This window comes from Amycolatopsis sp. CFH S0740 (assembly GCF_004522315.1).
GTDB lineage: Bacteria > Actinomycetota > Actinomycetes > Mycobacteriales > Pseudonocardiaceae > Amycolatopsis > Amycolatopsis nivea.
On record NZ_SDLS01000009.1, the window covers coordinates 126,387 to 139,840 of the forward strand.

Sequence of the window (13,454 nt, forward strand, 5' to 3'; positions counted from 1 at the left end):
CTGGGACGCGGGACGTGCGGGACGTGAGGGCCACCCTGAGGGAATCAGATTCCCTCAGGGTGGCCCTCACGTCCCGCAAGACACGGGCATATGAGTATAAATCGGGCATTTAGGCAGTGGTGGCGTCTCTTGCGGACGGTGAGCGGGACTGAGGCCACGCCGCTTAAGTTCCTGGCATTGGGAATCAGCGTCCCTCAGGTGGCCCTCACGAACCTCCGCCGGAACGAACCGCCGCCCCCTCGCTACCGAGAAACCCCCAATGTGGCGTTGGGTGCGTCAGATGCACCCAACGCCACATTGGGTGCGTGACATGCACCCAATGCCACCTTGGGGCGTCCGGGGCCGGGCGTGACGGGGCGTTCGGGGACCGGGTTTCGGGGTGGTACAGGCGTTCCGGGTCCGGAGCATTACCCGGCTGGAGCAATCGGTTGTCCGGCCGGTCAGTGTGATACGTCACAAGATCGAGTCGGGGCGGGGGCTCGGCGCGGTTCTTGAATTGGCCTTTACCGCTGGTCTCGCGAGTGCGGCCGGGGGTGGGCCTGGGGAACTGCCGGGTCAAGTTAGGGCCGCCTTAGTCCGCAACCCCTCGGGACAAGAGTGTGACTCACGTCCTACACTCCCCCCATGCTTTGTGAATCGCTTCACAACCGCGACTCGTCGCTTGTGAACTATTTCACAAGCAGGTGGTGGGTCGGACACGGGCCGTAAGGGCGCCCTGACCCTCGGCGGTGTGACCCAGCTCCCTTAGGGTGCGCAACCGAGAACTCGGACCACCACCCGAGAACAACCCGCAGCGGCGCGGAAAGGATGGCGAAGACCCCGTGCTGATGGTGCCCGTGCTGGCGCAGGCCGATCCCGGACCGGCGGCGCCCGGACTCAACGTGTATCTGCCGCTCGTTCTGCTTTTCGTGCTCGCGGCGGGGTTCGCCGTGTTCTCTGTGCTGCTCGGTCCGCTCGTCGGACCGAAGCGGTACAACCGCGCGAAGACCGCTGCCTACGAGTGCGGCATCGAACCGTCGCCGCAGCCGCTCGTCGGCGGCGGCCGGATGCCGGTGGCCTACTACATCACGGCCATGCTCTTCATCCTGTTCGACATCGAGATGGTGTTCCTCTACCCGTTCGCGGTGAACGCCAACGCACTCGGTGTCTTCGGCCTGGTGGAGATCGTGCTGTTCATCGTGACGGTCGGGTTCGCGTACGCCTACGTGTGGCGGCGCGGCGGCCTGGATTGGAACTGAACCCATGGGCCTCGAAGAAAAACTCCCCAACGGCATCCTTCTTGCCAGCCTCGAGGGACTGGTCAACTGGGCACGCAAGAACTCGCTGTGGCCCGCCACGTTCGGGCTCGCCTGCTGCGCGTTCGAGATGATGTCGGTCGGCGGTTCGCGCTACGACATCGCGCGGTTCGGCATGGAGCGGTTCTCCGCCACGCCGCGCCAGGCCGACCTGATGATCGTGGCCGGCCGGGTGACCCAGAAGATGGCCCCGGTCCTTCGCCAGATCTACGACCAGATGGCCGAGCCCAAGTGGGTCCTCTCGATGGGCGTCTGCGCGTCGTCCGGCGGGATGTTCAACAACTACGCCGTCGTGCAGGGCGTCGACCACATCGTGCCGGTCGACATGTACCTGCCGGGGTGCCCGCCGCGGCCGGAAATGCTGCTCGACGCGATCCTCAAGCTGCACGCCAAGATCCAGGACGAGCCGATCAACGCCCGCCGCGCCGCGATCCGCGCGGCCAGCGGGGCCCGTACCGAGCTGATCCCGTCCTCGATCAAGTACGCGAAGAAGTGAGCACCGGTGCCTGAGAACCCCGAAGAGACTCCCGAAACCGGCGGCCCGCAGTCCAGCGCGGAGCGGCCCGAAGCAGGCCTCGAAGCGCACGGCCCCGGCGCGGCCGAACCGGTCGTTGCCGGACGTGAGCGCAAGGGCATGTTCGGTGTCCGCGGCAGCGGGGACACCTCCGGTTACGGCGGCCTGCGGCTGCCCGCCTACAGCCCGCCGCCCGCGGAGCGCCCGTACGGCGGCTGGTTCGACGAGTTCGCCGACGAGTTCATGGCCGCCTTGGCGGACAACAAGATCCCGCCGACCGCGATCCTCCAGACCACTGTGGACCGCGGCGAGATCACCTTCTACGTCAGCCGCGAGCACCTCGTCGACATCGCGAAGGTCCTGCGCAACGACCCAGGCCTGCGGTTCGAAATGCTGCTGGCGGTCACCGGCGTCGACTACGGCGTGGACGTCCCGCAGCGGATGCACACGGTCTACGACTTCCTGTCGATGACCTACCGCCGCCGGATCCGGCTCGAAGTCACGATGGACATGGACAACCTGCACGTCCCGTCCCTCGTCCCGGTCTACCCGACGGCGGACTGGCACGAGCGCGAGGCCTACGACATGTTCGGCATCGTCTTCGACGGCCACCCCGGGCTCACCCGCATCTTCATGCCGGACGACTGGGACGGCCACCCCCAGCGCAAGGACTACCCGCTCGGCGGGATCCCGGTCGAATACAAGGGCGCGGAAATCCCGCCGCCAGACCAGCGGAGGTCGTACTCGTGACCAGCACCAACGAAACGACGGAAGCCGAGTACGCGGAAGTCCGGGACACCACCGAAGGCCCCGTCTACCACGTCTCCGGCGGGGACTGGGACGAAGTTCTCGGCGACGCCCAGCACGACGACCGCATGGTCATCAACATGGGCCCGCAGCACCCGTCGACGCACGGCGTGCTCCGGCTCGTGCTGGAGCTGGAAGGCGAGACGGTCACGCAGCTGCGCGCGGTCGTCGGCTACCTGCACACCGGCATCGAGAAGAGCGCGGAGTTCCGCAACTGGACCCAGGGCGTCACCTTCGTGACCCGCGCGGACTACCTCGCCCCGCTGTCCAACGAGATGTGCTACTGCCTCGGCGTCGAGAAACTGCTGGGCATCAAGGCCCCGCCGCGTGCGGAACTGCTGCGCGTGCTGCTCCTCGAGCTGAACCGGATCACCTCGCACCTGGTGTTCATCGCGACCGGTGGCATGGACCTCGGCGCCACCACCGCGATGACGCTCGGCTTCCGCGAGCGCGAAGAAGCCATGCACCTGCTGGAGTACCTGACCGGCCTGCGGATGAACCACGCGTTCATCCGTCCCGGCGGGCTCGCGCAGGACTTCCCCGAGGACTGGACGGAAAAGGTCCTCGACTTCTGCAAGCTCATGGACAAGCGGCTTCCGCTGTACGACAAGATGTTCACCGGTCAGCCGATCTGGCGGAACCGGCTCAAGGACGTCGGCGTGCTGCCGCTGGACGCGTGCCTCGAACTCGGCATCACCGGCCCGGTGCTGCGCGCCGCGGGCCTGCCGTGGGACCTGCGCAAGACCGAGCCGTACTCGCGCTACGACGAGATCGAATTCGACGTGCCGACCTCGACCGACGCGGACAGCTGGGCGCGGTACCTGCTGCGGCTCGAGGAGATCCACCAGAGCCTGCGGATCATGAAGCAGGTCGCGAAGATGGCCGAGCCGGGCCCGGTCATGGTGGAGGACAAGAAGATCGCCTGGCCCGCGCAGCTGTCCATCGGCAGCGACGGCATGGGCAACTCGCTCGGCCACGTCAAGAAGATCATGGGCCAGTCGATGGAATCCCTGATCCACCACTTCAAGCTCGTCACCGAGGGCTTCCACGTGCCGCCGGGCCAGGTCTACGCGCCGGTCGAATCGCCGCGCGGCGAGATCGGCGCGCACCTGGTGTCCGACGGCGGCACCCGCCCGCTGCGCGTGCACCTGCGGGAGCCGAGTTTCGTGAACATGCAGGCGATGCCCGCGATGGCCGAAGGCGGCCTGGTGGCCGACCTCGTCGTCGTGATCGCTTCGATCGACCCGGTTCTGGGGGGAGTTGACCGATGACGAACCCGACCGCAGTCCCGGAGCCGGGACCGCACGACGCGACGAAGACCTACGCGGCCGCGGGAGCCGACACCGACGTCGCCGCGATCGCGCCCGACCCGTCCGTCGCCGAGGGAATCCTCGCCGACACACCGGCCGCGGACGTCTTCGACGCCGACACGCACCGCGAGGCGAAGGAAATCATCGCCCGCTACCCGATGTCGCGTTCGGCGCTGCTGCCGATGCTGCACCTGGTGCAGTCGGTGCAGGGCTACGTGAGCCAGGAAGGCATCGCCTTCTGCGCGAAGCATCTCGACCTGACCGACGCCGAGGTCAGCGCGGTCGCGACGTTCTACACCATGTACAAGCGCCGCCCGTGCGGCGAGCACCTGGTGAGCGTCTGCACCAACACGCTGTGCGCGGCGCTCGGCGGCGACGACATCTACCAGAAGCTCCAGACGCACCTCGGTTCCGCGGAAAAGCCGCTGGGGCACGAGGAAACCGCGGGCACGCCGGGTGAACAGGGCTCGATCACCTTGGAGCACGCGGAATGTCTCGCCGCCTGCGACCTCGGTCCGGTCATCCAGGTGAACTACGAGTACTTCGACAACCAGACGCCGGACCAGGCGGTCGCGCTCGTGGACGCGTTGCAGGCAGGCAAAAAGCCCGCCCCGACGCGCGGTGCGGCGCTGACCGACTTCAAGGGCGCGGAGCGGCAGCTCGCCGGGTTCTGGCCCGAGGACGAGGCCGCGTACCGCAGTGCCGTGGACGGTCCGTCGCAAGCGGTCGAGACCTTGCGCGGCGCGCAGATCGCCGCTGACCGCGGCTGGTCCGCCCCCGGTGCACAGGATGTTCCGCTTCCTGAAGTGGAGAAGAAGTAATGGCTGATCCCATCACTCCGGTCCTCACGAAGCGCTGGCTGTCCCCGGAATCCTGGCGCATCGAAACGTACGAGGCGCTCGAGGGCTACACCGCGGCGCGCAAGGCGCTGGCCGCCACGCCCGAGCAGCTCGTGCAGGTGGTCAAGGACTCCGGTCTGCGCGGCCGCGGCGGCGCGGGCTTCCCGGCGGGCGTGAAGTGGTCGTTCATGCCGCCCAACGAGGACAAGCCGCACTACCTGGTGATCAACGCCGACGAGGGCGAACCCGGTACCTGCAAAGACATTCCGCTGATGATGGCGGACCCGCACTCGCTGATCGAGGGCTGCATCATCGCCTCGTACGCGATGCGGTCGCACCACTGCTTCATCTACGTCCGGGGCGAGGCGCTGCACTGCATCCGCCGGCTCAACGCGGCCGCGCGCGAGGCGTACGCAAAGGGCTACCTCGGCAAGAACATCTTCGGCTCCGGCTGGGACCTCGAGCTGACCGTGCACGCCGGGGCCGGCGCGTACATCTGCGGCGAGGAAACCGCGCTGCTGGACTCGCTCGAAGGCCGTCGCGGGCAGCCCCGGCTCAAGCCGCCGTTCCCCGCGGCCGCCGGTCTGTACGCCGCGCCGACGACGGTGAACAACGTCGAGACCATCGCGTCCGCGTCGTACATCATCAACGCCGGTTCGTCGTGGTTCCGCGAGATGGGCCGCGAAAAGTCGCCCGGTCCGAAGATCTACTCGATCTCCGGACACGTCGAGAAGCCCGGCCAGTACGAGTGCCCGCTCGGCACCACGCTGCGCGAGCTGCTGGAGCTGGCCGGCGGAATGAAGGACGGCATCCCGCTCAAGTTCTGGACGCCCGGCGGTTCGTCGACGCCGATGTTCACCGCCGAGCACCTCGACGTCCCGCTCGACTTCGAGGGCGCGGCCGAGGCCGGTTCGATGCTCGGCACCACCGCGGTGCAGGTCTTCAACGAGACCGTTTCGGTGCCGTGGGCGGTCATGAAGTGGACGCAGTTCTACGAGCACGAGTCCTGCGGCAAGTGCACGCCGTGCCGCGAGGGCACGTACTGGCTGGCGCAGATCCTGGAGCGGATGGTCGAGGGCCACGGCACCGAGGAGGACATCGACACCCTCCTCGACGTGTGCGACAACATCTTCGGCCGCTCGTTCTGCGCGCTCGGCGACGGCGCGGTGTCGCCGATCCAGAGCGGCATCAAGTACTTCCGGGACGAGTTCCTGGCCTTGTGTGAGAGCAACAAGCGAGAACTGGTGGGAGCGCAGGCATGACGATCGCCCCCGACAAGCCCGAAACGGCGGAAACGCCGGTCCCCGAGGGCTACGTCAAGCTGACCATCGACGGCGAAGAGGTCATCGCGCCCAAGGGCGAGCTGCTGATCCGCACCGCCGAACGGCTCGGCACCAGCATCCCTCGCTTCTGCGACCACCCGCTGCTCGACCCGGCGGGCGCGTGCCGCCAGTGCCTGGTCGAGGTCGAAATGGGCGGCCGTCCGATGCCGAAGCCGCAGGCCTCGTGCACGATGACGGTCGCCGACGGCATGGTGGTCAAGACGCAGCTCACCTCGCCGGTCGCGGACAAGGCGCAGCAGGGCGTGATGGAGCTGCTGCTCATCAACCACCCGCTGGACTGCCCGATCTGCGACAAGGGCGGCGAGTGCCCGCTGCAGAACCAGGCGCTCGCGCACGGCCGCGCGGAATCGCGGTTCGTGGACACCAAGCGCACGTTCCCGAAGCCGCTGCCGATCTCGTCGCAGGTGCTGCTGGACCGGGAACGCTGCGTGCTGTGCCAGCGCTGCACCCGGTTCTCCGACCAGGTCGCCGGCGACCCGTTCATCGCGCTGCTCGAACGCGGCGCGCACCAGCAGATCGGCACCGCGGAAACCGCCGACGTACTGGATCTGGCGTCGCGGACCACCGGCGGCGAACCGTTCCAGAGCTACTTCTCCGGCAACGTGATCCAGATCTGCCCGGTCGGCGCGCTCACCAGCGCGGCGTACCGGTTCCGGTCGCGGCCGTTCGACCTCGTCTCCTCGCCGAGCGTGTGCGAGCACTGCTCGTCCGGCTGCGCCGAGCGCACCGACTTCCGGCGCGGCAAGGTCCAGCGCAAGCTGGCGGGCGACGACCCGGAGGTGAACGAGGAATGGCTGTGCGACAAGGGCCGGTTCGCGTTCCGCTACGTGCATGCCGGTGACCGGATCCGCCGTCCGCTCGTCCGCAACGCCGACGGTGAGCTGGAGGAAGCGTCCTGGACCGACGCGCTCCGGACCGCCGCGGAAGGCTTGCTGAAGGCCCGCGAGGGCAAGGGCGGCGCGGTGCTCACCGGCGGCAGGCTGACTGTCGAGGACGCCTACGCGTACTCGAAGTTCGCCCGGATCGCCTTGCGCACCAACGACATCGACTTCCGCACCCGCGCGCACTCGGACGAGGAGCTCGCGTTCCTCGGGTCGACGGTCGTGGGCACCACGCCGGAAACCGGCGTGACGTTCGGCGAGATCGAACGGGCCAAGACGGTGCTGTGCGTGGCGTTCGAGCCCGAGGACGAAGCGCCGATCGTGTTCCTGCGGCTGCGCAAGGCGGCCCGCAAGAACCGCACCCGCGTCGTCCACTTGGGACAGTGGACGACCTCCTCGGTGCGCAAGACCTTCGGCGAACTGCTGGCCTGCGTCCCCGGCGGCGAAGCGGCCGCGGTGGACGGCATCGCGCAGCACGCGGCCGACGTCGACGCGGCGCTCAGCGGCGAGGGCGCGGTGATCCTGGTCGGCGAGCGGGCCGCGGAAATCCCCGGCCTGTTCTCCGCGCTGGTGCGGCTCACCGCTCGCACCGGAGCCCGGCTGGCGTGGATCCCGCGCCGCGCGGGCGACCGGGGCGCGCTCGAAACCGGTTGTGTGCCCACGCTTCTGCCGGGCGGCCGCTCGGTCGCCGATGCGGCGGCCCGCGCCGAGGTCGGCAAGCAGTGGGGCGCCGAGCTTCCGGCCGAACCGGGCCGCGACGTCACCGGCATCCTCCAGGCCGCTTCCGGTGGACAGCTGGACGCGCTGGTGGTCGGCGGCGTGGACCCGAACGACCTGCCCGACCCGGACCTGGCCCGCCGCGCGCTCGACAACGCCGGGTTCGTGGTCAGCCTGGAACTGCGGGCGAGCGAGGTCACCGAACGGGCCGACGTGGTCCTGCCGATCGCCCCGGCGGTCGAGAAGTCCGGCAGCTACCTCAACTGGGAGGGCCGCCGCCGCGAGTTCGACACCACGCTGGAGGGCACCGGTTCCCTTTCCGACGGCCGCGTGCTCGACACCCTGGCCGTCGAAATGGACGCCGACCTGTTCACCCAGACCCCGGCCGCCGCCGCGGGCGACTTCGCGAAGCTCGCGCCGGTCGCCGCCTCGGTGGCCGCGCCGTCGGTCGCCGCCGCGGCGGCCCCGGTCCCGAACGGCAAGGCAGTGCTCGCCACCTGGCGGCAGCTGATCGACAACGGCTCGCTGCAGGACGACGAACCGCACCTCAAGGGCACCCAGCGGCCGCCGGTCGCCCGGCTTTCGGCGAAGACCGCCGAGGGCCTGGGCGGAACGGTCCGGGTGTCGAACGAGCGCGGGTCGATCACCCTGCCGGTCGAGGTCGCCGACCTGCCGGACGGCGTGGTGTGGCTGCCCGGCAACTCCGACGGCTCGGCCGTCCGCGCCGCACTCGCCGCCGGACACGGCGCGCTCGTGCAGATCTCCGGAGGTGACCAGTGAGCCCGCAGCTCACGCAGTTCCTCGCCGCGTACCCGGACGCCGCGGAACGGGCTCGGCTCATCGCCGACGACCCGTGGTGGCTCGTCCTGATCAAGGCGGTCGTGGTCCTGTTGATCGGGCCGGTCCTGACGATCTTCCTGATCGTGTGGGAGCGCAAGGCGATCGGCCGGATGCAGAACCGGCCCGGCCCCAACCGGGTCGGCCCCGGCGGCTACCTGCAGTCGCTCGCCGACGCGATCAAGCTCCCGTTCAAGGAGCAGATCATCCCGGACACCGCCGACCGCAAGGTGTACTTCCTCGCGCCGGTGCTGTCCGCGGTCCCCGCGCTGATCGCGCTGTCGGCCATCCCGTTCGGCCCGGTCGTCTCGATCTTCGGGCACCGGACGGTGCTGCAGCTGATGGACCTGCCAGTCGGCGTGCTGGTGATCCTCGCCTGCTCGTCGGTCGGCGTGTACGGCATCGTGCTGGCGGGCTGGGCTTCCGGTTCGCCGTACCCGCTGTTCGGCGGCATGCGCTCGGCGGCGCAGGTGATCTCCTACGAGATCGCGATGGGCCTCTCGATCGTCGCGGTGATCCTGTACTCCGGTTCGCTGCAGACGTCGGAAATCGTGCAGGCGCAGTCGCACGGCTGGTACTTCTACATGCTCATCCCGAGCTTCGTGATCTACGTGATCTCGATGGTCGGCGAGACGAACCGCGCGCCGTTCGACCTCCCGGAGGCCGAATCCGAGCTGGTCGGCGGCTTCCACACCGAGTACAGCTCGATGAAGTTCGCGATGTTCTTCCTCGCCGAGTACGTCAACATGGTGATCGTCTCCGCGTTCTGCACCACGCTGTTCCTCGGCGGCTGGCGGTTCCCGTTCGTCGGCGACGATTCGGCGCTGAACCAGAACTGGTGGCCGGTCCTCTGGTTCTTCGCCAAGACGTTCATCCTGCTGTTCGGCTTCATCTGGCTGCGCGGCACGCTGCCGCGGCTGCGCTACGACCAGTTCATGCGGCTGGGCTGGAAGGTCCTGGTCCCGGTCAACCTGGTGTGGATCGTGGTCGTGGTCGCGATCAAGACGGTCCAGTGGAGCTGGCCGCAGATCCTCGTCGGCGTCGGCATCGTGCTGGTGGTGCTCGTGCTGCTGAGCCTCGCGCTGCCGGACAAGAAGCTGCCCGAATCGGATTACGTGGACCTGGCCGGAAGCGGCTACCCGCTGCCGCCGCTCGACCTGCGGGTCCCGGACGCGACGCCGCGGCAGAAGGCGCTGGCCAAGGCGGAGGCGAAGGCCGCGCGGCGCAAGCCGGCCGGCGTCACCGCGGCGGCCGCACAGGAAGGAACAGAAGATGGCGGCAACTGACTTCCTCAATCCCATCAAGGGATTCGGCGTCACCTTCGGGATGATGTTCAAGAAGGTCGCGACCGAGGAGTACCCCGAGGCAGGCGCCCCGGCCGCGCCCCGCTACCACGGCCGCCACCAGCTCAACCGGCATCCGGACGGGCTGGAGAAGTGCGTCGGCTGCGAGCTGTGCGCGTGGGCGTGCCCGGCGGACGCGATCTTCGTCGAGGGCGGCAACAACACCGAAGAGGCGCGGTACTCGCCCGGCGAGCGTTACGGCGCGGACTACCAGATCAACTACCTGCGCTGCATCGGCTGCGGCCTGTGCATCGAGGCGTGCCCGACGCGGTCGCTGACCATGACCAACTTCTACGAGCTGGCCGACGACGACCGGCAGCGGCTCATCTACACCAAGGAAGACCTGCTCGCCCCGCTGCTGCCGGGCATGGAGCAGCCGCCGCACCCGATGCGGCTCGGCGACAACGAGCAGGACTACTACGTGAACGGTCCCGAGCTGGCCGCGAACGCGCAGCAGCAGGAGGCGAAGAAGTGATCGCCGCCCTTCTCGCGCAGGCGCCGGCGTCCGGCGTCGACGCGTCCGTGACGACCGGCGAGGCCATCGCGTTCTGGATCCTCGGCCCGCTCTCGCTGCTGGGCGCGCTCGGGATGATCTTCTCCCGCAACGCCGTGCACTCGGCGCTGTGGCTGGTGCTCACGATGCTGACGCTCGGCGCGCTGTACATGACGCAGTCCGCGCCGTTCCTCGGGTTCACCCAGATCATCGTCTACACCGGCGCGATCATGATGCTGTTCCTGTTCGTGCTGATGCTGGTCGGCCGGGACAGCTCGGACTCGGTGGTCGAAGTCCTTCGCGGGCAACGGCTCGCCGCCGGGGTGCTCGGCATCGGGCTCGCCGCCCTGATCGCCGCGGGCGTGTTCCGCGCGATGGTGAACGTGACCCCGGCGAAGCCGCTCGACCCGTACCAGCAGACCGGCGGCGGCCCCGGCGGTCTCGGCAGGCTGATCTTCACCCAGTACCTGTTCCCGTTCGAGCTCACCTCGGCGCTGCTGATCACCGCCGCGCTCGGCGCGATGGTGCTGGCCTTCACCGGCCGCAGCGGCAAGAGCAAGCTCTCCCAGCGCGAACTGGTCAAGCTGCGCTTCCGCGGCGAGCACGACCGCCCGTCGCCGCTGCCCGGCCCCGGCGTCTTCGCCACCGCCAGTTCGGTGTCGACCCCGGCGCTGCTGCCGGACGGTTCGGTCGCGCCGGAGTCGCTGTCGGAGATCATCGAATCCACCTCGGCGATCCGGCTCATGCGCGAGCGCAAGCTCATCGCGGACGAGGGCCCCAAGCCCGACGCGCACGCACTGGTCGGCGGCGTCGACAAGGCCGAGCCCGCCGAGGAAGAAGAAGGGGAAGGAAAGTGACCCCGAGCTATTACTTGCTGCTGTCCGCGCTGCTGTTCTGCATCGGCGCGGTGGGCGTGCTGGTCCGCCGCAACGCGATCGTCGTGTTCATGTGCATCGAGCTGATGCTGAACGCGGTGAACCTGACCCTGGTCACCTTCGCCCGCATCAACGGCGGGCTGCACGGCCAGGTGATGGCGTTCTTCGTGATGGTCGTCGCGGCCGCCGAAGTCGTGGTGGGGTTGGCGATCATCATGGCGATCTTCCGCACCCGCCGCTCGGCCTCGGTCGACGACACGAACCTGCTGAAGTACTGAGGGAGACGACCGAGTGACCGCATCATCGTGGCTGCTGGTGGCCCTTCCCGCCCTCGGCGCCCTCGTCCTGCTCCTATCCGGGAAACGCGCGAAAGCGTGGGGGCACCTGCTCGGCTGTGCCACCGTCACGCTCGCCTTCGTGTACGCCGTGATCCTGTTCTTCTCCACCGACAGCGGCTCGGTCACCGACACCAAGGTCTACTCCTGGATCCCGGTGACCCAGCTGCAAGTGGACTTCGGGCTGCGCATCGACGCGCTGTCGCTGACGTTCGTGCTGCTGATCACCGGCGTCGGCATGCTGATCCACTTCTATTCGATCGGCTACATGGCCGACGACGAGGGCCGGTACCGCTTCTTCGCGTACCTGAACCTGTTCGTCGCCTCGATGCTGATCCTGGTGCTGGGCAACAGCTTCGTGACGCTGTACCTCGGCTGGGAGGGCGTGGGCCTCGCCTCGTACCTGCTGATCGGCTGGTATCAGAACCGCCCGTCCGCGGCGACCGCGGCGAAGAAGGCGTTCCTGATGAACCGCGTCGGCGACGTCGGGCTCGCGCTGGCGATCTTCCTGATGTTCAAGTACGTCGGGTCGACTGGCTACGCGCAGGTCTTCGAGGGCGTCGCGCAGGGCAAGATCCCGCCGGGCGCGATCACCGCCATCGCGATCCTGCTGCTGCTGGGCGCCTGCGGTAAGTCGGGCCAGTTCCCGCTGCAGGCGTGGCTGCCGGACGCGATGGAAGGCCCCACTCCGGTGTCGGCGCTCATCCACGCGGCGACGATGGTCACCGCGGGCGTGTACCTGGTGGCCCGCTCCAACGTCATCTTCACCGCGACGCCGGACGGACGGCTGGTCGTCACCCTGGTCGGTGCGGTCACGCTGCTGCTCGGGTGCGTCGTCGGCTGTGCCTACGACGACATCAAGAAGGTGCTCGCGTATTCGACGGTCAGCCAGATCGGCTACATGATGCTGGCGGTCGGCCTCGGGCCGGGCATTTACGCGCTCGGCATCATGCACCTGGTGGCGCACGGCTTCTTCAAGGCCGGACTGTTCCTCGGGGCCGGTTCGGTCATGCACGGCATGAACGACGAGGTCGACATGCGCAAGTTCGGCGGCCTCGCCAAGCGGATGCCGATCACCTTCGTCACCTTCGGCCTCGGCTACCTGGCGATCATCGGCTTCCCGTTCCTCACCGGGTACTACACGAAGGACGCGATCATCGAGGCGGCGTTCGGCCAGGAAGGCTGGCGCGGCTGGGCTTTCGGCCTCGCGACGGTGATCGGCGCCGGGCTCACCGCGTTCTACATGACGCGGCTGATGATGATGACCTTCTTCGGCAAGGAACGCTGGAAGGACATCAAGTCCTCGGACGGACGCGACTTCCACCCGCACGAGTCCAAGCCGGTCATGTGGATCCCGATGGCGATCCTGGCGGTCGGTTCGGTCGGCGCGGGCGCGTTCTTCGCGATCGGCGACCGGTTCGTCGACTGGCTGGCCCCGGTGGTCGGCAAGTTCGAGGAGGCCGAGCACACCCCGATCCCGTCGTGGACGGTCCCGGCGGCGACGCTGGTGCTGGCCGCGCTCGGCGTGCTGCTGGCGGTCTGGCTGTTCCGCCCGTCGCGCGACGTTCCGCTCGAGAAGCCCGAGCGGGTGTCCTGGCCGGTCCGCGCGGCGCGCAAGGACCTGTACGGCAACGCGCTCAACGAAACCCTGGTCGCCCGTCCGGGCACCTGGCTGGCGCGGGCGCTGGTGTACGTGGACAACCGCGGCGTCGACGGCGCGGTGAACGGCCTCGCCGCGGCGCTCGGCGGCGGGTCCGGGCGGCTGCGCCGGACGCAGACCGGATTCGTGCGCTCCTACGCACTGTCCATGCTCGGCGGCACGTTCCTGCTTCTCGCGGCCCTTCTGCTGGTGAGGTTCTCCTGAC

Annotated in this window: 12 protein-coding genes; all 12 read left to right on the forward strand. The window is 68.6% G+C overall.

What is annotated here, in order from left to right:
• Positions 1-827 precede the first annotated feature (827 nt).
• The 12 genes from EIZ45_RS17910 to nuoL are packed head-to-tail and all read left to right on the forward strand — an operon-like array spanning position 828 to position 13,453.
• On the forward strand, positions 828-1,238 hold the full coding sequence (locus EIZ45_RS17910) for an NADH-quinone oxidoreductase subunit A (protein ID WP_037818926.1): 411 nt from the start codon (positions 828-830) through the stop codon (positions 1,236-1,238).
• Positions 1,239-1,242: 4 nt separating this feature from the next.
• Complete coding sequence (locus EIZ45_RS17915) at positions 1,243-1,791, forward strand: NADH-quinone oxidoreductase subunit B family protein (RefSeq protein WP_009072052.1); 549 nt, start codon at positions 1,243-1,245, stop codon at positions 1,789-1,791.
• Positions 1,792-1,797: 6 nt separating this feature from the next.
• Positions 1,798-2,559, forward strand: coding sequence for an NADH-quinone oxidoreductase subunit C (locus EIZ45_RS17920; RefSeq protein WP_037818880.1), 762 nt, complete (start codon positions 1,798-1,800; stop codon positions 2,557-2,559).
• The gene (locus EIZ45_RS17925) at positions 2,556-3,887 is read left to right on the forward strand and encodes an NADH-quinone oxidoreductase subunit D (protein WP_037818884.1); all 1,332 of its coding nucleotides are present in this window, start codon (positions 2,556-2,558) and stop codon (positions 3,885-3,887) included. Before EIZ45_RS17920 ends, EIZ45_RS17925 begins: the two co-directional genes overlap by 4 nt.
• Entirely contained in the window at positions 3,884-4,747 is an 864-nt protein-coding gene (gene nuoE / locus EIZ45_RS17930; RefSeq protein ID WP_134663692.1) for an NADH-quinone oxidoreductase subunit NuoE, read from the forward strand. Before EIZ45_RS17925 ends, nuoE begins: the two co-directional genes overlap by 4 nt.
• Entirely contained in the window at positions 4,747-6,027 is a 1,281-nt protein-coding gene (nuoF, locus tag EIZ45_RS17935; RefSeq protein ID WP_134663693.1) for an NADH-quinone oxidoreductase subunit NuoF, read from the forward strand. The genes nuoE and nuoF overlap by 1 nt, the downstream gene beginning before the upstream one ends.
• On the forward strand, positions 6,024-8,486 hold the full coding sequence (locus EIZ45_RS17940) for an NADH-quinone oxidoreductase subunit G (RefSeq protein WP_134663694.1): 2,463 nt from the start codon (positions 6,024-6,026) through the stop codon (positions 8,484-8,486). The genes nuoF and EIZ45_RS17940 overlap by 4 nt, the downstream gene beginning before the upstream one ends.
• Complete coding sequence (nuoH, locus tag EIZ45_RS17945; protein ID WP_037818889.1) at positions 8,483-9,829, forward strand: NADH-quinone oxidoreductase subunit NuoH; 1,347 nt, start codon at positions 8,483-8,485, stop codon at positions 9,827-9,829. Before EIZ45_RS17940 ends, nuoH begins: the two co-directional genes overlap by 4 nt.
• Entirely contained in the window at positions 9,816-10,361 is a 546-nt protein-coding gene (gene nuoI, locus EIZ45_RS17950; RefSeq protein WP_037818891.1) for an NADH-quinone oxidoreductase subunit NuoI, read from the forward strand. The genes nuoH and nuoI overlap by 14 nt, the downstream gene beginning before the upstream one ends.
• The gene (locus tag EIZ45_RS17955) at positions 10,358-11,236 is read left to right on the forward strand and encodes an NADH-quinone oxidoreductase subunit J (protein ID WP_167754425.1); all 879 of its coding nucleotides are present in this window, start codon (positions 10,358-10,360) and stop codon (positions 11,234-11,236) included. The genes nuoI and EIZ45_RS17955 overlap by 4 nt, the downstream gene beginning before the upstream one ends.
• On the forward strand, positions 11,233-11,532 hold the full coding sequence (gene nuoK / locus EIZ45_RS17960) for an NADH-quinone oxidoreductase subunit NuoK (RefSeq protein WP_033291119.1): 300 nt from the start codon (positions 11,233-11,235) through the stop codon (positions 11,530-11,532). Before EIZ45_RS17955 ends, nuoK begins: the two co-directional genes overlap by 4 nt.
• 13 nt (positions 11,533-11,545) lie before the next feature.
• Complete coding sequence (nuoL, locus tag EIZ45_RS17965; RefSeq protein ID WP_134663695.1) at positions 11,546-13,453, forward strand: NADH-quinone oxidoreductase subunit L; 1,908 nt, start codon at positions 11,546-11,548, stop codon at positions 13,451-13,453.
• Position 13,454: the final 1 nt, after the last annotated feature.